Below are 20,025 nucleotides of genomic sequence, written 5' to 3'. Positions count from 1 at the left end.
CTCTTCTCTATTCCGCATAAGGTGAAATTATATGACATTTAGTTTGCCAAATCCCTCTAAATAATAAATGATTGACTTTTTTACTGGTTTAGGATACTTTTTAACCTCAATTTCGGATTAATGCAATTAATCCGAAATTGGAATGAGAAGTAAACAATCAGGCTTAAAGCGGTTTGACGCCTGATTGTTAAATATTTCATTTGCTAATAAATTAAAATGCATTCGCAAAACCGCTTTAAGAATGCATTTTTCCTTATATTAAAGCCAATTCTGGATAAGAATTAACTAATTCTTATCCAGAATTGAGGTTTTTAGAATATATTACTATATTTTGGGTGCTATTATTATGTATAGGCTAATAATAATATTATATATTTTTTTTATAAATATATTGCAAGTAGGAGCTGCTGATTTTACAGTAGAGCCGTTATCTGAAGCATCGAAACAAGAAATGATCAAGAAGAAAGTATGGCATGATGGATGTCCAGTTAATCTAAATCGATTGAGACTTATTAAATTCCCTTATTATGATTTTAATTCTGTAATACACCATGATGGAGAACTAGTTATTTTTGATGCTGCTTCTGAGCATGTTGTCGTCATTTTGAAAAGAATATATGCCTTAAAATACCCTATTGCTAAAGCACGTACTGTTGAAAATTATGATGGTGATGATGACAAAAGTATGGCAGATAATAATAGCTCTAGTTTCAATTGTCGTGAAATTACAGGAGGGGGGCTTACCTTCTATACATTCATATGGTCTTGCAATTGATATTAATCCAATTCAAAATCCTTACCTTTCTATTCCAAGTGATATAAATCAGACAGGGTCAGTTGCTGTGGAGCCTGCGGCAGGATCAAGTTATCTCAATCGAACCAATATTAGACCCGGAATGAGTGAAGTAATAATCGATCTTTTTGCTAAGAATGGTTTTAGTGTTTGGGGAGGAAAGTGGAACACTCCTATAGATTGGCAACATTTCCAAACATCTGGGGCTATGGCACAATTATTAGCAGTTATGAACTATAATGATGGATGTATTCTTTTTAAGCTCTACACTAAAACGCCACAAATGTTTAACTCAATGGATCGTAATAATAATCAGTTTGTTGAACTTTATAAAAAGAACCCTAACATGTTTATGCAATGTTTAAAAAAATCACCAGAAATATTAAGTCTAACGTCAGAACAGGCATATGAGATTTTATCAAAGTGTATTGTAAATCATTAGTAAGTAATACAATTATTTCTTCTTAATTATAGCAACTTTTTTACTCCACTATGTTATAGCACTTAACATATATGTTCATATTAGTGCTAGGAGGCGTCGGAGATGACTAATTAATTATATTTTGAGCTGTTTTTCGGCGAGAATAAATAGGATTTTTGATAGGATGTGTATCTATTTCAAGAAAATCCTGTTTATTAGCAGCCAAAAAGAGTCAAATATAGAATTACTTTAGTTATTGCAGGCAGCCTCCTAGGTTATAAGAACAAACAACCGTCATCGCGAGCCACGGAGTGGCGTGGCGATCCAAATAAACAGCGTGCTGTTGCAACTTTTGGATTGCTTCGTCGCCTAAAGTTGCTCCTCGCAATGATGGCATGGACTCCGTCCAAACCCATCCAATGGACTTCGTCCATATATGACGGTTAGAGAATTTATTCAATCTACAACTGTAGCACTAATATGAACATATATGTTAAGTGCTATAACTAAAAATTCTGTCAACCTAGTAATTGACTGTTGAAGTTAAAATTATGAAAATTTCTCGTCTTCATAGAATATATAGCAATGTCAAATTAATTGAAAATTATTCGTTAAATCTTGCAGAAGATCATAGTCACTACCTTAAAACAGTATTAAGACTAAAGGTTGGCGATCATTTTAGAATTTTTAACGGCACAGATGGTGAGTTTATAGCACAAATTACTGGTATTACAAAAAACAATTTACATGTTGGACTTACTAATATTTTAAGAAAAGCAACAGTTGAACCTGAACTTACTTTAGGAATATCTATTATTAAAAGTGATAGAATGTTAGATGCCATAGATATGGCTGTACAACTTGGGGTGACAAAAATTATTCCATTAATCACAGAAAGATCTCAATTTCGTAATGTTAATAATCAAAAATTGATGAAATGTATTATTGAGTCTACAGAACAATCCGAACATTTAACACCGCCCATTCTTATGCCATTAACATCACTTAGTCTTTTCCTCGACCAAAACCTAGATAATTCTATAATATATGCTAATGAAAATGAAGATGAAAATAATACATTATTAAAAATCATGCCTATACACTCATCAGATATTTCGGCAAATCTTTCAGTTGTTGTTGGTCCAGAAGGTGGTTTTTCACAAAATGAACTCCAAATGCTTTCATTAAGACCTAATACTTTATCAATAAGTCTAGGGTCAAATATCCTCCGAACTGAAACTGCTGTAGCAACATGTCTAGCACAAATTAAATTATTCACAGCTAGTTGCGTTGCAACTAAACCAATCCTCCTAAATTGACTAATAGTAATGGTGATAGCCTGATGTCTTTATCAAACTCAGGTTATTTCAGTTGATATTTAATAGTAACATTTAAAGTTCCTCCACCAACTATTCCCACACAAGTATTAATATTATTTTTACCATTTTGTAAATGTGGCATAAGATTAAGTTGTGCTAGGTTATTAGCTCTACCTATGTCGGATGCTTTTACAAATTTGCCATTTCTAGAAATGTAAACATCACAGTGAGTACGGTCAGCATTGTAATTTCTACATTCCATAGAGTTAAAGTTATCAGGACCAGTATGAATAAGCTGATTATTAACTTTAATCATTATGTAATCATCATAATATGAGCCAGTACCACCTATGGTGAAAGAGTTTAGCATGTTAGTATTTGGTATATCAAACTCATAATTTACGCAATAAAATGTATCGTAAGTATGTGCTGCAGAACGGTATGGTCCACCAAGTATAAAGGTTCCAACCTTAGTTAAAGTATCGTAGTTATTGTTAACAGGAAAATCTTTTTTATCACTTGTATATTTGAAATTAAGACCAATATTCTCTTTACATCCAACACCATCCGGTAAGGCTTCAAAGACCACTGTTTTAGTATCGATATTTGATAGACAATAACGTTGTAGTGGTTTATTCGGATCAATTAATACCCAACCAGGCTTACAAGTACCTAGTGCCAAATCACCTATTTTTGTGTCAGGATCATCTGTTTCTGTGCTAGACCATGTTGCGTTACCACTGGCATTAGTCGGGGTGGTAATTGCTTGACATTTAGGGGCAAGAACTGAAGTACAAAAACCTAATTCTTGTGGGGTTTTATCTCGGATTGCAGCAGTTTTGTCAAGAGAAATACCATCCTTATCGACAAGAATACCTTGCTCATTAAACTTAGCAGTATAATGCTGCCCATCAGTGTTTATTGTAGGACCTAGTGACGGGGAAGGATCGATTCTATTATTACTATCTACAGACACTTTACATACTTCAACATTTGGCTTACGATTATTTTTATAACAATACATAGAGTTATCACATTTATAAATCATAATACCCTTTGTCTTAAGATCGTCTATAGTCTCCGCAGAGTTACAACCAGTATGAGTATCCTGACAGATTTGCAGACCTAGGTATTGCATACTTTTTGTCTTAAATTTTGAGCAATCAACTGTATCTGATTCAAGTAGTCTTGCTAGTATACAGTTAGTATTATTTACTCCAGGAATACATTTGTCTATATCTTTTAATTGTAAACAACCATGCGTTGCACCTTGAATATATTTACCATTTATATATTCAAGACTCTTTAAATATACAGCATCTGTAGTAGGAATTCCCGTCTTAGCATCATAGGGGATCTTGTCGTCTTTATAATTACCATATATCGTTAAAGGATTCATAGATTTTTTGCCAGAAAATGGCATAGCAGTATATATAGTGGGGGGGGTATTAGAAATATATGCCATGAAGGAAGTAAAATTAAATCCTGCTAAATTTATTATTGCTTCTGTCTCGCCTGCTATTGACTGAGTAACCGACAATGGTGTAATAACAGTACTAGTTGAATCAACAGTATTCCCTTTATCGTCTGACACTATTGACGCAATAAATTGAGGGTTATAATAGCTATTATTATGGCAAGTAACTCCAGGAAGTCCTCCACACGGATAGGTTAGGATTTGGTAACCATCTGTTACTCTGTCTTCACAACCAACCAAGTTATCTCCTTCCGCTACACAAATAGATTTTGGATCACGACGAAGATTAGGATTTAAGGTAGTATCCAATATAGTATTCCTAGTAATTGAAGCAACAAAAGTCCTGTCACTGACATTATCTCTGAGCTTAAAGGTTTTTTTGAGCGGTAGTAAACTTGTAGGATCTTGACCTTGTATAGGAGGAAATGCAAGACTAACATCAATAAACTCACCAATATTTATGCCCCATATTTCTTGACAAGTAATCTTACCATTTGCTTCTTCGCTATTACAATCAGGTAAATCATCAACATAGTAACTACTTGGTGTAGAATGATCACCTACTTTTTGTGCGTAAACTATCCTAAAGCCATCTTTGCAACCATCCTCAATAGTACATTCAAAGAGAATTTTTGTGTTAACACAACGTTCTTTATCATTAGCTGAACATTTTTTTATTGCATCGCGTTGAGCGGTAGCAATATGAATTCCTTTGGCTGAAGAAAATGGACCAAGATTATCTATTACTACACATTTATCGGTTTCTTGTGGATTTTCTTTATTTCTACAAAGAGGTACAAGATTGTCTAAACTAACACGTACGACATTATGAATAAAATTATTTCTTAATTTAGACACCACACATGGTGCATTTGAAGATTGAACAAATAAATTACCTTTCTTTTTACTGCATACAAGCTTTGTCGTAGGAGTAATAATGAACTGTTTTAATTTAGGGCAATATGGTGGTGGAAAAGGACCTAATGGTAATTCAACGCAACCAAATTGGTAGTCATCAACAGAACGATTTAGTGCACCAAGTGCTTCTACTATTTTTTTTGCCACCTCATACATCCATTGTTGTTCAAAAATATATCCTATCCATTTAACTATTTCTTTTATAACATCAAGACCTGGTGTATTGTCAGAAGCAATCATGTCTAATAACTTACCTAATAGTACTGATATACTCATACTAGACTTAATTTCTATTAAAAACTTTAGAATTTTTGCAATAGGGTGTAACTCATCTGTTTTATGAAGAGGTTGTCTTATTGGATTCCAGTCCATCGGATCTAAGTGAACTCCGGTAGCTGAGACGAGGTTTACCAAGCCAGGATCACTATATGCACATAGCTTTGGTCTATTAAACGGTTTTCCATCATCTCCAACGATCGGTTTTCCATCACTTCCAATAATCGGTTTATCATCTTCTGTAAAGCCAACATCATTCAAATGTTTTCCAGGTGTATAACCAGGGTCTGCTGGCGTTCCTTTACTATTCAAGGCTGTTGGTGCAACTGCAGGAACAGCAACCCTAGCACAAATTCTGAGTAAGGGTAGGGCATAAGCCCCAGGCCATATTATGCATTCACCATCCCAATTCAAAGTAGTGGATTGATTCCAGCATGCAACTGCATTACAACTTTGAGTTCTTATACGAATCTTTGGTGAAAAATAAGAGCTTTCTGGTGTACGTTCCGCACAGTGCTGAAGATAAAATCCAATAAATATCTCAGGAGGGTTAAATTGAACCAAGCAATTATCTGTATCACGTCCATCCCGCCTATTCCATGGTGGGCATATAGGATTTGGCTTTATTGTTCGTTTTATACTTCCATTCCATGTTTCATTTATCTCACTATACCCGCAATTGCAAGGATCACTTAGACATTGTGCAACTCCATCCCAAAATGAAGAATAACTCTTGCTAGAGTAAATCAACAAAAAAAATGCTAGATAATATTTTTTTAGCACCAAACTCCTCTTACAACTAAATATGATTTAATGCTATATACAAAGGATTAATCCAATTATCAGGATGTCCTGGATATTGTTGTAATATTTCTTGATATATTTTTAATTCCTCGGTTCTACAGGATAGAATCTTGATAATGCCAATTAAACTTCCTATACTTAACTCCAAAGCAATAGATTGATTATTTTGATTTATTAAGAACATTCTAGAAGCAATTGTAAATTTCGATAATTTATTTATTTCTGATTCATTTAATCCTAAAATTTGTTCTAAATACTGTGATTTTATTTCTGATGGTAAAATTATTTTAGTGTCTATTAAATCCAACCAATTCTGTAGCACCTTTGTTTTTGTTGACTGTAGATAACTAAAATTAAAATTACTAACCATTATTCCATTATTACTCAGCAATCTATCAGAAATCATTTGTGATATGTTATCAAAATTTTCCGGTCTATACAAGGAATCTAGATTATCTATTGCTAATATTTTTGGACTCTTCCCTATAATAGTTAAGTGATAATTAAAAGCATATATTAATCCTGCACATAAACTATTATGCTTAGTCAAATTCATTGAAAAATCTTCTAGAAGTTTTCTATCTGTTGGATAAAAACGTTCAGTAAAAGACTTCCCAGAAAAAGGATACAAATTAAATCCGATTATGCCGCCTTCAGATAAAGGGAATTTATCACTATCAAATATACCATCATATAATCCTCCTTTTGTATAATCAGTCAACCTTAGTTTAATTAAATCTCCATCTTCTATAGAAAAGTCCATTGTTTTTAAAATGGAGGAAAAATTACGATCTTTATTATCTAAAGTCCAAATTTTATCAGCGAAGTTTTCTAGAAAAGCTAATTCTGCTTTGGTTAGAGGGTAAAAAGAATGATTGCAAATTATCTTAAGAAATTCGATAACGAAATGCCTTGACTCTAGAGTATCATCTAGTAGAAATGGATTTATTAGGTTCTTCTCCTTTTCAAACCACTGCCCTTCAATTGATTCAACAAAAATCTTTGAATTATTATTATTGGAAAGATATAATATTGTTGGCTTGTATTTAGTTGCTTCAGAAATTAAAAAATTTGTTAGTACAGTCTTACCAGTATTAGCTGTGCCAAAAATACAAGTATTTCCTCTATTATTACTTTTAGCATGAAAATTCATAAAGTAAGGAGTTCCTTTTTCTGTTCTAAGCAAAGTCACTGCTTTACCCCATATGTTATTTTGGTTTCCGGTCGGGAAATTATGTAATGAGGCCAAAGCGGCGGTATTTTCTATAATTGTGGGAGCGAGCCTCCTAACATAGGAAAAGTTCCCTGGGAGCTGTGCCCAAAATGTTTGCTCTAAGTTTATATCTTCCCGCACATGGACAATACCAATTTTAGCAAGTTCCTTAGATGCTTGGGCAATTGATTGATCCAATTTCTCCAAATCTGACCCTATAATAGCAATAGAAATTTGTTGTTTACAAAATTGGTTCGGGATTGAAGCATCAAGGTTCATTATCTTATCTATTCCTGTAATTTCAGCAAGTTTAGTATCCTTACTAACTTGTAAAATATATGCCTGTTGTTCAAATGTTTTAGATACTTCTTTTTTATCAACGAAGTAAAATATTTCTGTTGCTATTAATTCCACAGGTAATTGTAGGAATCCATCAAGTGCAGCTGATGATACTTCTTGATATTCCTTTATTGAAATAATGGAGGCAAACTTTTTATCATGCCTACTTATTACTTCAATCTTATCGTTACCAACTGCATATTGATTAGAGGCTAAAGCATTAGATAGATTTGCAATCGGTACTAAGCAATATTCTTCGTTGAGATGAATTATTCTACGATATAAAAACATCAAATCAGAGTAAGATTCTTCCCCTTCAAATCTTATTCCTAACTTTACTGCACCGAAATCTTGTAAATCCAAAAGTATTGTATCAACAGTGCTATTTAGTATTTCAAAAACACTACTTAAGTACTTATTTTGGAGACTGACAACTTTATCAAAAAACAAAGAAGTTATTAAAGAGTTGAGATTTTTAACTTTAATTTTAGCAGAATCATAAATTATTGAGATATATAAGGTGTTAACAAATTTATCATCCCAGTAATTCTTTTTTTGCCATAAATTGTGAATATTAGCTGGTAACAATTTATTGTAAGAAGTTGGGTCATCTAAGTTTGTCTTACGTCGTACAGTATGTATCCAAAATGCAAAATTTTTATTACGAACATTTTTCTTAATCGCATTACGCACTACTTCTCGTAAATTGAATAACTTAGTGCTAATATTTTCTGCATTGATACCATTTATTTGGATAGTTTGGAGTAGTTCACCATTCTTAGTTAACAAAGTATTCTCATTATAATGACAAGCAATTGGAATGAAATCCTCTGCAGAATTATTATATAAATCCTTATCAACTTTTCTTGAGTTGCTAGCTATTTTGAACACCAATGATACCTATCAAATACATGTTATTTATACTCTTTAGTGGTATGAATTCGCTCCAACCCACCCATGTAACTCACCAAAACATCTGGAACTGTTATTGAACCATCTGCATTTTGGTAATTTTCTAGAATTGCGATTATTGTCCTACCAATTGGTAAACCAGAACCATTCAAAGTATGGGCAAGAGTGGTTTCGTTGCTACCAAATTCTTTATATCTAGCTTTCATCCTTCTAGCCTGAAAATCTCCACAATTAGAACAACTTGAAATCTCACGGTATAGATTTTGACCAGGCAACCATACTTCCAAATCATAGGTCTTTTTGGCAGTAAATCCCATATCTCCAGTACAAAGCAACATAACTCTATATGGTAGATCAAGTTTTTTTAGAATGGTTTCAGCTGCATTAGTTATATATTCATGTTCACGCTGAGATTCTTCTGCAGTAGTTATTGTAACCAACTCAACTTTACCAAACTGGTGCATACGTATCATACCTCTAGTATCTCTACCACTACTTCCAGATTCTGATCTGTAACAGGGTGTGTAAGCAACATAACGTATAGGCAATTCTTCCCTAGCTATTATGGTATCGGCCACCATATTAACGAGAGGTACTTCACCTGTTGGAATTAACCTGTAATTATTCACCGTTTCAAACGACTCTTCTGCAAATTTTGGCAATTGACCACTATTATACATAGCAGCTGGTCGCACCAAAGATGGAGGAGATAGTTCAGTAAAATCAAATTCTTGAGTATGTGTATCAATCATAAAATTAATCAATGCACGTTCTAGCCTTGCTAAATCTCCCTTTAGAGTCACAAACCTACTACCAGACATTTTAGCAGTACGTACAAAATCCATCATCCCTAAACTTTCACCAAGTTCAAAATGTTGCTTAGGTAATGGAAGAGATAGTTTTGTTGTAATGTCTCCTACTGTTTTAAGCAGTTTATTCATACTGCCATCAGTGCCATATGGTACGTCAGGATCAGGAAGGTTTGGCAATACCTCTAACATATCGTTTAACTGGTGATTACTATTTAATTTTAAATTCAGTTCTTCCAGTTTCTCATTTATGTGATCCACATCACGCTTTATTTCTTCAAATTCTTTACTAAATTTGTTAGGCATGTTGCCTAGATGATCCCTAGATTTTTTCCTTCTTGCATGCTGAAATTGCTGAATAAGATTAGTTAGCTGGCGTTTGCTTTCATCTAGTTTAGTAATTTTATCGGACATTGGGGGAATTCCCCTTTTGATAAGTAGATCATCAAATTCCTGCTTATTCTCCCTAATCCACTTTATATCTAACATTTAACTTCCTCGATTTTCTACAAATTTACACATAATAATTGAAGTTTCATATAATAAAAGCATTGGTATTGCAAGGGCAAATTGGCTAAGTACATCCGGTGGAGTTAAAATACCAGCAATAATAAAAATAATTACTATAGACGATCTTCTTTTGTCCACTAAGTCTTTTGCTGTTAATATTTTTAATAAATTTAATATTAACATAATAATTGGTAATTGGAAAGCTATACCAAACGCAATAATTAACTGAATTACTAAGTTTAAATATTCACTAATTCTAGCTTCTAGAATTAGTGGAATAATAGCATTATTATCTTCAAAGCTTAGAAAAAATTGCCATGCACGCGGCATAACAAAATAAAATACAAAGATGCTCCCACACCAAAACAAAACAGGCGACATAAAAAGAATAAAAGCAGCATATTTCTTCTCACCTGAATATAACCCAGGTCTTATAAATAAAAAACATTCTATAGCGATAATTGGCATAATCATGACAAAAGAAACAAAAGCTGCAAGTTTTATATAAGTAAAGAATGCTTCAGTAAGACCAGTATAGATCACTTTCCTTATATCAGCATGATCTAATTCTGCAAGTGGCTCTAATAAAATGTTATATATATCGTTACTGAAACAATAACAAATAATAAAACCAATAATGAATGCAGCAAATACTCGTAAGAACCTAGCCTTTAGCTCTAAAAAATGCTCTTTAAAAGTATATAACTTCATAAATTAACCAAATGTACAAGTTTAAGTAGGTATATAACCTCAGTTTGATGTAAGACATCGGTTTAATAGCCTAGGATGTCATATATGGACGTTCCTGCTTTCGTGAGGAGGTATTACTAACGTGGATAGTCAAAATAGGTTGTTATGAACCTAAAAATTGAATAGAATGATAAAAAACTCATCAGAAGTATACTATATACTCTAGAATAGAAAACCAAAAATTGCGTCGTCATTATCCAAGACTCTAGCGGTATACTCAAATGATCCTACGAGCAGTATACCATCTATAAAAAAGGTTTGTAACTAGAATGATTATAACAAAGCTTTAAGAAAAATGGGAGAAATAATCCTTAGTTTTGATGAAAATTATACTAGGAGTCCTAGAAGTTTTGCTATTGTCTTTTCTTCAAAGCAAAATAGTATAATCCCTATAATGTGTCATAAGGGTAGTCTAAATCTCCTAGGGAAGGAAGAACTTTATCTAACAGTTCTAATTTACTCTCTGTTGGCTGATCAAAGTTAATCTGTATTTGATTTTCTTTTTGTTCTTGTGTTGTAACTATCTCAAAAGCCTCATTTAAATACTCAATACCCTCAACATGTATCCCCTGCATACCATTTTTCTTTGCGATATTCACATTATTTGGATCATCATCTATTAAAACAACCTTCTTATTCTCAGAAACACCAAAATGCCTCTTGGCTTCCTCTATATGCTCCTGTTTGCCTTCATAGTCATCTCTACGAGGATGCGACACTACATAAATTTTTTCCAATAGAGTCGATTCTAAAGCAAGTTGCTCAAGAGCGTATTTGATCCAATCAGGATATGAGACAAAAGATACAATAGCTATATGACATCCTATAGTTAATGCTTTTTGTAACAATTCTACTAATAGCTCTTTATTTTTCCAATTTTTTGTTTCATCTGCTAGAAATTGATCTACACAATTTTTACGATTGAAAGTACTACTAAGAGCATTGTGTAAGGAACCTTTTACTATTGTTCCATCCCAATCAATACATAATAACATCTTATCAGATTGAGTTTCTGTTTTCGAATAATCCTTTTGCTGTTTAACTTTTGGTTGGTCAGAATTTGGAGTGTTTATTACCTGTTTATCTTTTACTATGCTAAAATCTAAAGGGGCGAGTTCTGATCTTGCCTGTTTTAATTTTGACATCTGTTGTTCTCTTATATTTATTTTTTATTCTTTTTGAACCCAAAAACTCAGAACTTAATAAATTAATCTTAAAATTTTTGCAGGCAAATTATTAAGATTATTTAAGTAAAATGAAATAGATTAATCACTGTGATTAGCATATTGCATTGCTTATTAAAATATAATAAACTAGTTAAATTAACTAGTTTATTAAAGAGGATTCATGAGAATAGTTGGTATGTTTAAAACAAAAACTCACTTAACGGAGCTAATAAAAGAAGTAGAAGCAGGTGAAGAATTATGCATAACAAACAGAGGAAAAGAGGTAGCTTTTGTTATACCTGTAGCTAAATATTATTCCCAACGATTTGATGATCTATTTAAAAAACTTGCTGAACTTAAAAAACGTAGTCCTCTTGGCTCTACAGATGATGTTATTAAAATGAAAAATCTTGGTAGAAAATGAATTTAGTAGTAGATTGTTCATTCATCATGTCATCGATTGTACCGGATGAACAGCAGCTTAAGGTCGATAACATTTACCATCAGATTTCTAACAAAGTATATAATATATTTGCCCCTGCTGTCTTTTTTTTAGAATGTAACAACGTGCTTATATCATCCTTAAAAAAACAGCGTATTATTAAAAGTAATTATGAAGAGTATTTACACCTCTTAAATACCCTTCCAATTAATATTGATAAATTTTGTTCTAGCCCTGAATCTCTACATATAATAGCAAGGATTGCAGCTAAATATGGTCTAACGTCTTATGATGCTTCTTACCTTGAATTATCCCTACGCCTTGAAGCAAGCATTGCTACTCTAGATAATAATTTGGCTAATAGCTGTAAGATAGCAAATATAGAATCTATAATTTAAAATACTAAAATACTTCAAATATGTACTTATAGTGAATTCAGTTGAATTATGTCAAAGAAATCTCCACTCGACCTTTTAGGTTGTATTAAGTACTAGTATATTGTTACACTAATAGTTTAATTATTTTAGCCTACTATATCATTTTTTCTTGCTATTAATTAACCAAATTATCAATATTTATAGTACTATTAAAATTATAAGGTGAATGAATGATAGGGAACTATAAAGAACAAAAAGGTTTAACAAGGAAACAAAAAGAAGCCATCGGACTGCTTTCAGCCGGGACATTCCTAGAGTATTTTGACCTGATGTTATATGTTCATATGGCAGTATTTCTTAATGAGCTATTTTTCCCAAAGTATGATCCACATACTACAGCAATTTACTCTGCTACAGCTTTCTGTTCTGGCTTTGTTTTTCGACCGGTTGGTGCATTAATTGTTGGTTGGATAGGTGATAATGTAGGGCGTAAGAATACCGTTATCATCACGACTTTTATAATGGCTTTATCATGTCTTATAATAGCTAATCTACCTACCTATGCCCAAGTAGGTATTACAGCTCCTTGGTTGCTCACCATATGCCGTATACTACAAGGAATGTCCTCTATGGGAGAGACAGTAGGAGCAGTACTTTATTTAACTGAATCTATAAATCCACCAGCCCAATATCCAGCTGTTTCGTCAGTTTCGGTTTTTGCTACTTTAGGAGGAGTCGCTGCTTTAGGCATAGCATCGTTAGTGACCTCCTATGGATTTAATTGGCGTATAGCATTTTGGATGGGAGCGAGTGTAGCACTAGTTGGTACAGTAGCTAGAAAGAGTCTTAGAGAAACGCCAGAATTTGCTAATACCAAACGTCAACTAAAAAAAACTCTTCAGCAGACTTCAAATGTTGCCGGTATAGTTCTCAAAAAACTGGAAAACAACCCGATATGGCAGGAAAAAGCTAATAAAGTAACAGTAATAGCCTTATTCTTAATAACCCGAGTTGCCAATTAATTTATAAGAGCAGAGCTAGGTTTTATGAACATTTGAAGTTAATTTGTAACATTAAAACACTTAATAAAAACTATATTTTTTAGAAATATGTTTGTATTAAAAATGTTTTAGTATCGAGCCTCACATGAAACCAGCGTTAAATATAGCTTTTGCCAGTATAATTAATTGGCAACTCGGGTTTAATAGAATGTATGTGTCCCGTATGTTTTTATTTTGCTTATATTTATTGCGGAAATATTTTAAAAACTTCTTGTGGCTATAGCGCTGAACAGGTCATTCATCAAAATTTTATTATTTCAATATGTTCCTTCCTAAGTACTTTGGTATTAGCATATTTAAGTTATAAAATATATCCGTTAAAAATTGTAAAAACTTTGTTATTAATATTTGGTGTATTTGTTTTAGCTTGCCCTTATTTATTAAATAATATTAATAGCTCATTTGATGTATTTTTAATGCAATTATTCGTTATGTTATTTGTACCTAATGGTCCCAGCTTAGGATAGCCAATTTATTATAAACATTTCCCTGTCTTTAAACGGTTTAGCTGTGCTAGTCTTACCTTTGCCATATCTCGTGCCTTAATGTTTTTAGTTAGCTCTTTTTTGATTGCTTACTTAACTGAGTATTGGCATCATTGGGGGATAATGATTATATTAGTTCCAGTCTACATAGGTTTTGCATTTGGGATATTTCATTTTGAAAAGTTGGAGAAAGAGACTGGGAATTATCCACAAAAGCCTTATGTAGGGGTATAGATAAATGTTGACAACATAATGTAATAATTCGTTTTGTTACTGTTGGTATTTTTAAATGCATAGCTAAAGTTAAAAAATGTATTACAGTTTCTTCTACTATCTTTTTAGCTTTTTCCAGTGATTTAGCTCCTAGCGTTTCTAAATTATGAATTCGATCCAAGAATTCTAGCAAGCGAGGAGCAACGTTGTTGCTAATTCAACTGAATTCACTATAACACAAGAACTCTATTCCAATTTGATATATTTTGCTCTATAATGCACATCTAAAAATATATTAAAGGTTTTTGATGTTTGCTATTCGCAATATTGCCATTATCGCCCACGTTGATCATGGTAAAACTACTCTAGTTGATAATATGCTTAAACAAAGTGGGACTTTCCGAGAAAACCAAGCGATAGCAGAACGTGCTATGGATTCAAATGACCTTGAACGCGAACGTGGTATAACTATTTTAGCTAAATGTACCTCCCTTATGTGGAAAAATATCCGTATCAATATAGTTGATACTCCTGGTCACGCTGATTTTGGTGGTGAGGTAGAACGCATTCTTACTATGGTAGATGGAGTTGTATTACTAGTTGATTCTTCTGAAGGTACAATGCCTCAGACAAAATTTGTGTTGTCAAAAGCTCTAAAACTTGGTTTGAAACCAATTGTTGTTATCAATAAAATCGACCGTCCTGATAGAAGAGTAAGTGAAGTAGTTGATGAAGTATTTGAATTATTTATGGCATTAGAAGCAACTAATGAACAACTAGACTTCCCAATTATCTACGCTTCGGGACGTAGCGGTTGGGCATCGCGTCATCTAGAAGATGAGCAAAAAGACCTTTCTCCTCTTTTTGATTTGATAGTATCTCATGTACCTGCTCCTGTTTCTGATAGCAGTCTTCCCTTTTCTATGCTTGTTACTACTAGAGAATATAACTCATATTTTGGTCGTGTATTTACCGGTCTAGTGCAGAGCGGTACGGTTAAGATCAACCAAAATGTTAAAGTATTTAATCGCGATAATATGGTAATTGAAAATGCTAGAATAAGTAAAATACTATCATTCCGAGGATTGGAACGTGTAGCTGTCGATGTAGCATATGCAGGGGATATCATTGCTATTGCTGGAATCCAAAACGCTACGGTAGCTGATACTATCTGTGACCCTGAAATAATGCTAGCACTCCCTTCCTTACCTATAGATCCACCAACATTATCTATGACCTTTGGAGTAAATGATTCTCCTCTTGCTGGACGGGAAGGATCAAAGCTTACATCACGAGTTTTAGATGATAGATTGATGAGAGAGATCGAAAGTAATGTGGCAATACATGTCAGTCAAACTGAAGAAAAAGATGCTTTTCAAGTTGCAGGTCGTGGTGAATTACAATTAGGAATATTAATTGAAACTATGCGACGTGAAGGTTTTGAACTATCAATCAGCAGACCACGTGTATTATTCAAAGAGGATGAACAGGGAAAAAGATTAGAACCAATTGAAGAAATCCAAGTTGATGTTGATGATGATTTTGTTGGAGTTGTTGTTAAATCCTTGGCAATACGTAAAGCAGAAATGACTGATATGCGTCCATCTGGTGGCGGTAAAACTAGAGTCACATTCTTAGGACCATCACGCGGTCTTATTGGTTACCACGGTCAGTTTCTAACCGAAACTCGAGGTACAGGTGTTATGAACCGTGTTTTTCATAGTTATGGTCCATATAAAGGGGTTATTGAAGGAAGACGTAATGGAGTATTAATTTCTAATGGGGATGGTGAATCTGTTGCTTATGCTCTATGGAATCTTGAAGAGCGTGGAAAAATGTTTATAAACCCTAATGAACTAGTATACCAAGGAATGATTATAGGCGAACATAATCGGGATAATGACCTAGAGGTAAATCCTCTGAAAGCCAAACAATTATCAAATGTCAGAGCTTCTGGCAAAGATGAAGCTATGCGTCTTATCCCACCAGTCATTATGACATTAGAACAATCTATCAGCTATATCCAAAATGATGAAAGAGTAGAAGTTACTCCTAAATCAATCCGGCTTCGTAAGGCAGTATTAAACCCTAATGACCGAAAGAGATCAGAACGACGTAATGAGGACTAATTGCTATAGTCAAATCTTTGCTAAAATAGCATGCTCTTTCGTCACTACTGGGAAAAATTGCTTGTTAAAAGGAAATAGTTCTACTTTTTTATTGCTGACAAACTCGATTTCAATGATATCACCTGCTTTAAAATTAAAAACATTTGTAATCTTTCCTATAGCCACCAAATTGGTATCTAGTACCAGTAAGCCTCTTAAGTCTTCAATATAAAATTCATCTTCACTTAATGAAGGGAAGTCTGCTCTATGACAGAAAATCTTACATCCTTTTAATCCTTCAGCTAACGTCCTATTATTCACCTGGTTAAATCTGCATATTATATCACCTTTAGAATTTTGACTAATGAGTTTAAGGATAATTTTTTTTCCTAATTCATCCACCAAATTCATTTTAATGATATTAGTATTTGGCATAGTAAAAGATTTGACGTAAACATTACCCTGCATTCCGTGTGCTGATGATACTACACCAACAAAAATTAAATCTTTTTTAATAGACACCACCTAATTCATTAAGAGAAACCATTTTTTCTTTTTTGGATAGTTTCCAGCTGCTTTCTCTAATTTTTCAAAATGAAATATGCCAAAGCTATATCCTATCATGACTGGAATTATAATAATCAGCAATCCATAATTACCTAAATATTTTGTTAAATAAATAAGCCCAAAAGATGTGATAATATACATAATAGTACTAGATATAGCATATAAAAAACTAACATATGTGAAGCGTTTAAAAACAGGGAAATATATAAATAAAATTGAATGGGCTGGTGTTAAACCAGGTATAATCAATATAATAAATGCTTGGAACAGAAAAATATCAAAAGGTGTTCTAGCATGACTCAATAAGTATAGGCAAACTAGAATAAGAACCCAAAAAATTACCATTCTAATTTTTAAAATCATTAGGGGGTACACGTAATAACCTAAATATATCAATGATAAATTCCCTAACATTTCTACTATTGAAACAAAGAAATTTTGATAGATAACTTGTTCAGCCGTATAACCAAAATTATTTCTAAGAATCTCTCCGCAATGAATAAATGTTAAATAAAAACATACTGGCCAAGCACAGAATATTAAAAACAAAGATAAAGCTGTTACTTTATTAACTTTTTCTGTCCAAATAGGATTCTTTTCCAATATACTAGAATTCTCATTAATATCTGCAAAAATCATTTTCATTCGTCGTTTTGCGTCAGCAAATTCTGGTGTTTCTCGTAGAGTTGTTCTAGCTAATGAACCGACTAACGCAACCAATGCACCAAACCAAAAAGCATAACGCCAATTGAAGTTGTAAGAGGTAGAAATAAATGCAACGCCCAAAGCAAAGGTTGCCCCTAATACAGCAAAAAAACTTATTAATGCTACAGACATATATTGTTGTGGACGTTTTATAGTTTCAGTCAAATATAATTCTGCCCCTATTATTTCTCCCATGGAAGTCATGCCTTGTATAATACGACATATTGACACAATCACAGCAGCAGTAATACCTATTTCAGCATAAGTTGGCAAACTAGCAATAATAATACAAGAAAATGCCATCATAAAAGTAGTAATAATAACAGTTACTTTACGTCCTATAGTATCACCAATCCATCCAAAAATTAACGCCCCAATAGGTCTTAATAAATATGTGGTACAAAAAGCAAAGGCTGAAAGTAATTGTGCTGCATAGGGATCATATTTCGGGAAGAAAAGTTCATTAAGAATTACCGCCATATGTATATAGAGCATCAGATCAAAATACTCTAGAAATGTACCGATTGAAAGTAATCCGACAGCCTCTTTTTGTTCTCTAGTTAGACAAGTTTGAGATACCCCATCTGCTTGTATTAATCTATTCATATTGACCTATATCTTCCTTATTTAACCTCAGTTTTGGATTAAAATTAAAAATTTTAATCCAAAACTAGCTAGAATAATTTAAGTTCTTCAGAAAAATGCATTCTTGAAGTGCTTCTACGAATACATTTTAATCTATTATCGTTCAGATATTAGTACACATTTGCAGCACTTTAATTACTAAACCCTTAATACCTTTATGTATTTGTGCTAAAGGAGAATTTAACATAAAAGCAGGAGTAGTAACCAATCTATTATCTTCGTCCACGACTATATCTTGAGCATTACAAGTTTCTCCTGTTGCTCCTAGCTTATGTATCAGATCATTTGATTCTCCAAGGGTAACCTTAATTTTTGTATGATTTCTTAAGACTATAGCAAGTAAAGCAGGAGCAATACATATAGCTCCAATTGGTTTTGATAAATTATAGAAGCCTACTATTATTTCCTGTAAGTCTTTTGGTACTGTAGCATTTTCATTTTTAAGTCCTATATCAGACAAATTTAGTGCAGCACCAAACCCACCCGGTAATATTAAAGCATCAAAGTCTTCAGCACGTATTTGATTTAATGGTTGAATTTTACCACGAGCAATGCGTGCTGATTCAACCAATATATTACGCTCCTCTAACATTTTTTCTTGAGTTAGATGGTTAATCACATGATGTTGATTTTTATTAGGAGCAAAAATTTTTACATTTACATTATGCTTATCAAGTTCCAATAATGTAAAAACTGTTTCAAAGATTTCAGCTCCATCTAAATATCCACAACCTGAAATAATTACAGCAACATTTTTCATAATATTTCTATAGTTTTTTCTGTTTCTTGCTTTAAGATTTGTAGCAACTTTAGTTGATTTTGTTTTCTTACCATATGTTCTTGATGGTACTGTTGTCTTGATTATCAATTTATCAACCATAGTCTTATTATTTCTAGGCTGGTCAAAATGGGTATCTAATAGTTTTACCATTTGCATATTTCTAGACTCAGCAGATTTACCACCAGTAACAATAGCAACCAAAGATTTATTTTGTCTAGTTGCTGCAGTAATCAAGTTATAGCCGGCTGGAGTGGTATAACCAGTTTTCAACCCTTCAACTCCTTCATAAGTTTCATTTACTTTATTATGTCCTCGTACAATATTGCCTCTAAAAACAAAGTTGTTTCTAGAGAAGAAAGCATAATATTTAGGGAAATCTCGCTTAATAGCTATAGATAGTTTAGCAAGATCTCGTGCCGTAGTTTTCTGACAAGGATGATGCCATCCAGAAGCGTTTTTAAAATAAGTATCTTTCATACCAAGCTGTTTAGCACGAATATTCATCAAACGAGCAAATTTTTCTTCAGTACCTTTAATATTTTCAGCTACTACCATAGCTGCATCGTTTGCTGATCTAATAATTAGCCCTAAAATAGCTTCTCTTACAGTAATAGTTTCTTTTGCTTTAAGCCCTAATTTGCAGGGCAACATTTTCTCTGCGTTTTTTGAAACATATAATCTTTGATTCATTGATAACCTGCCAGATTCTACCGCTTCAAATAACAAATACAAGGTCATTAATTTTGTCAATGAAGCTGGGTATATTCTAGTAGTAGAATTTTTATCGTGCAGTATCCTACCAGTATTGTAATCTACGACAAGACTTGTTTGAGTTGGCGAAGACACAAGTTTTTTTGCAGCATAAACAGGATTTAGGTTTGTACTGAATGTTATTACGCAAGTAAAAAATAGCAATAATCGTATTAACATAATT

The 20,025-nt window shown here is 33.0% G+C and carries 15 protein-coding genes and 2 pseudogenes; 7 read left to right on the top strand and 10 right to left on the bottom strand.

The window, feature by feature from the left end:
- Positions 1 to 346 precede the first annotated feature (346 nt).
- From AAGD19_RS00590 to AAGD19_RS00580, 3 genes are all read left to right on the top strand, one after another.
- A complete protein-coding gene (locus AAGD19_RS00590; protein ID WP_341747882.1) occupies positions 347 to 775 on the top strand; it encodes a hypothetical protein in 429 nt (142 codons plus the stop codon).
- A complete protein-coding gene (locus AAGD19_RS00585) occupies positions 720 to 1,235 on the top strand; it encodes a M15 family metallopeptidase (protein WP_341747881.1) in 516 nt (171 codons plus the stop codon). The genes AAGD19_RS00590 and AAGD19_RS00585 overlap by 56 nt, the downstream gene beginning before the upstream one ends.
- Positions 1,236 to 1,765: 530 nt before the next feature.
- Positions 1,766 to 2,533, top strand: a complete 768-nt coding sequence (locus tag AAGD19_RS00580; protein ID WP_341747880.1) for a 16S rRNA (uracil(1498)-N(3))-methyltransferase — start codon at positions 1,766 to 1,768, stop codon at positions 2,531 to 2,533.
- Between the two features lie 43 nt (positions 2,534 to 2,576).
- On the opposite strand, the gene AAGD19_RS00575 is transcribed toward AAGD19_RS00580, so the two are convergent.
- From AAGD19_RS00575 to AAGD19_RS00555, 5 genes and pseudogenes are all read right to left on the bottom strand, one after another.
- Complete coding sequence (locus tag AAGD19_RS00575; protein WP_341747879.1) at positions 2,577 to 5,987, bottom strand: hypothetical protein; 3,411 nt, start codon at positions 5,985 to 5,987, stop codon at positions 2,577 to 2,579.
- Between the two features lie 16 nt (positions 5,988 to 6,003).
- Positions 6,004 to 8,442 carry a VirB4 family type IV secretion/conjugal transfer ATPase gene (locus AAGD19_RS00570; RefSeq protein WP_341748402.1) on the bottom strand — a complete coding sequence of 813 codons (2,439 nt, stop codon included), beginning with the start codon at positions 8,440 to 8,442 and terminating at the stop codon, positions 6,004 to 6,006.
- Positions 8,443 to 8,474: 32 nt separating this feature from the next.
- On the bottom strand, positions 8,475 to 9,770 hold the full coding sequence (gene serS, locus AAGD19_RS00565; protein WP_341747878.1) for a serine--tRNA ligase: 1,296 nt from the start codon (positions 9,768 to 9,770) through the stop codon (positions 8,475 to 8,477).
- Positions 9,748 to 10,502 (bottom strand): annotated as a pseudogene (tatC, locus tag AAGD19_RS00560) (twin-arginine translocase subunit TatC). The gene serS and the pseudogene tatC overlap by 23 nt, the downstream one beginning before the upstream one ends.
- A 428-nt stretch (positions 10,503 to 10,930) precedes the next feature.
- Positions 10,931 to 11,686 carry a hypothetical protein gene (locus AAGD19_RS00555; RefSeq protein ID WP_341747877.1) on the bottom strand — a complete coding sequence of 252 codons (756 nt, stop codon included), beginning with the start codon at positions 11,684 to 11,686 and terminating at the stop codon, positions 10,931 to 10,933.
- Between the two features lie 217 nt (positions 11,687 to 11,903).
- On the opposite strand from AAGD19_RS00555, the gene AAGD19_RS00550 reads away from it, so the two are divergent.
- The 3 genes from AAGD19_RS00550 (at position 11,904) to AAGD19_RS00540 (ending at position 13,548) form a co-directional block, all read left to right on the top strand.
- Positions 11,904 to 12,131 carry a type II toxin-antitoxin system prevent-host-death family antitoxin gene (locus AAGD19_RS00550; RefSeq protein ID WP_341747876.1) on the top strand — a complete coding sequence of 76 codons (228 nt, stop codon included), beginning with the start codon at positions 11,904 to 11,906 and terminating at the stop codon, positions 12,129 to 12,131.
- Entirely contained in the window at positions 12,128 to 12,547 is a 420-nt protein-coding gene (locus AAGD19_RS00545; RefSeq protein ID WP_341747875.1) for a type II toxin-antitoxin system VapC family toxin, read from the top strand. Before AAGD19_RS00550 ends, AAGD19_RS00545 begins: the two co-directional genes overlap by 4 nt.
- A gap of 209 nt (positions 12,548 to 12,756) precedes the next feature.
- Positions 12,757 to 13,548, top strand: a complete 792-nt coding sequence (locus tag AAGD19_RS00540; RefSeq protein ID WP_341747874.1) for an MFS transporter — start codon at positions 12,757 to 12,759, stop codon at positions 13,546 to 13,548.
- Between the two features lie 651 nt (positions 13,549 to 14,199).
- Here AAGD19_RS00540 and AAGD19_RS00535 read toward each other — a convergent pair.
- Entirely contained in the window at positions 14,200 to 14,478 is a 279-nt protein-coding gene (locus tag AAGD19_RS00535; protein ID WP_341747873.1) for a hypothetical protein, read from the bottom strand.
- A gap of 115 nt (positions 14,479 to 14,593) precedes the next feature.
- Here AAGD19_RS00535 and typA point away from each other — a divergent pair, with 115 nt between their 5' ends.
- A complete protein-coding gene (gene typA / locus AAGD19_RS00530) occupies positions 14,594 to 16,414 on the top strand; it encodes a translational GTPase TypA (RefSeq protein WP_341747872.1) in 1,821 nt (606 codons plus the stop codon).
- 9 nt (positions 16,415 to 16,423) lie between these two features.
- Here typA and rimM read toward each other — a convergent pair whose 3' ends face one another.
- The 4 genes and pseudogenes from rimM to AAGD19_RS00510 form a co-directional block, all read right to left on the bottom strand.
- The gene (gene rimM / locus AAGD19_RS00525; RefSeq protein WP_341747871.1) at positions 16,424 to 16,915 is read right to left on the bottom strand and encodes a ribosome maturation factor RimM; all 492 of its coding nucleotides are present in this window, start codon (positions 16,913 to 16,915) and stop codon (positions 16,424 to 16,426) included.
- A 3-nt stretch (positions 16,916 to 16,918) separates the two neighbouring features.
- Complete coding sequence (locus AAGD19_RS00520) at positions 16,919 to 18,271, bottom strand: MFS transporter (RefSeq protein WP_341747870.1); 1,353 nt, start codon at positions 18,269 to 18,271, stop codon at positions 16,919 to 16,921.
- Between the two features lie 142 nt (positions 18,272 to 18,413).
- Positions 18,414 to 19,070, bottom strand: coding sequence for an isoprenoid biosynthesis glyoxalase ElbB (elbB, locus tag AAGD19_RS00515; protein WP_341748401.1), 657 nt, complete (start codon positions 19,068 to 19,070; stop codon positions 18,414 to 18,416).
- Between the two features lie 3 nt (positions 19,071 to 19,073).
- Positions 19,074 to 20,021: pseudogene (locus AAGD19_RS00510) on the bottom strand (D-alanyl-D-alanine carboxypeptidase family protein); the annotation flags it as partial.
- Positions 20,022 to 20,025 lie beyond the last annotated feature (4 nt).

Origin of the sequence: Candidatus Tisiphia endosymbiont of Dascillus cervinus (assembly GCF_964026405.1) — a bacterium.
GTDB lineage: Bacteria > Pseudomonadota > Alphaproteobacteria > Rickettsiales > Rickettsiaceae > Tisiphia.
The sequence above is the reverse complement of the archived record's forward strand: the minus strand, read 5'-3'. Positions and strand labels throughout refer to the sequence as shown.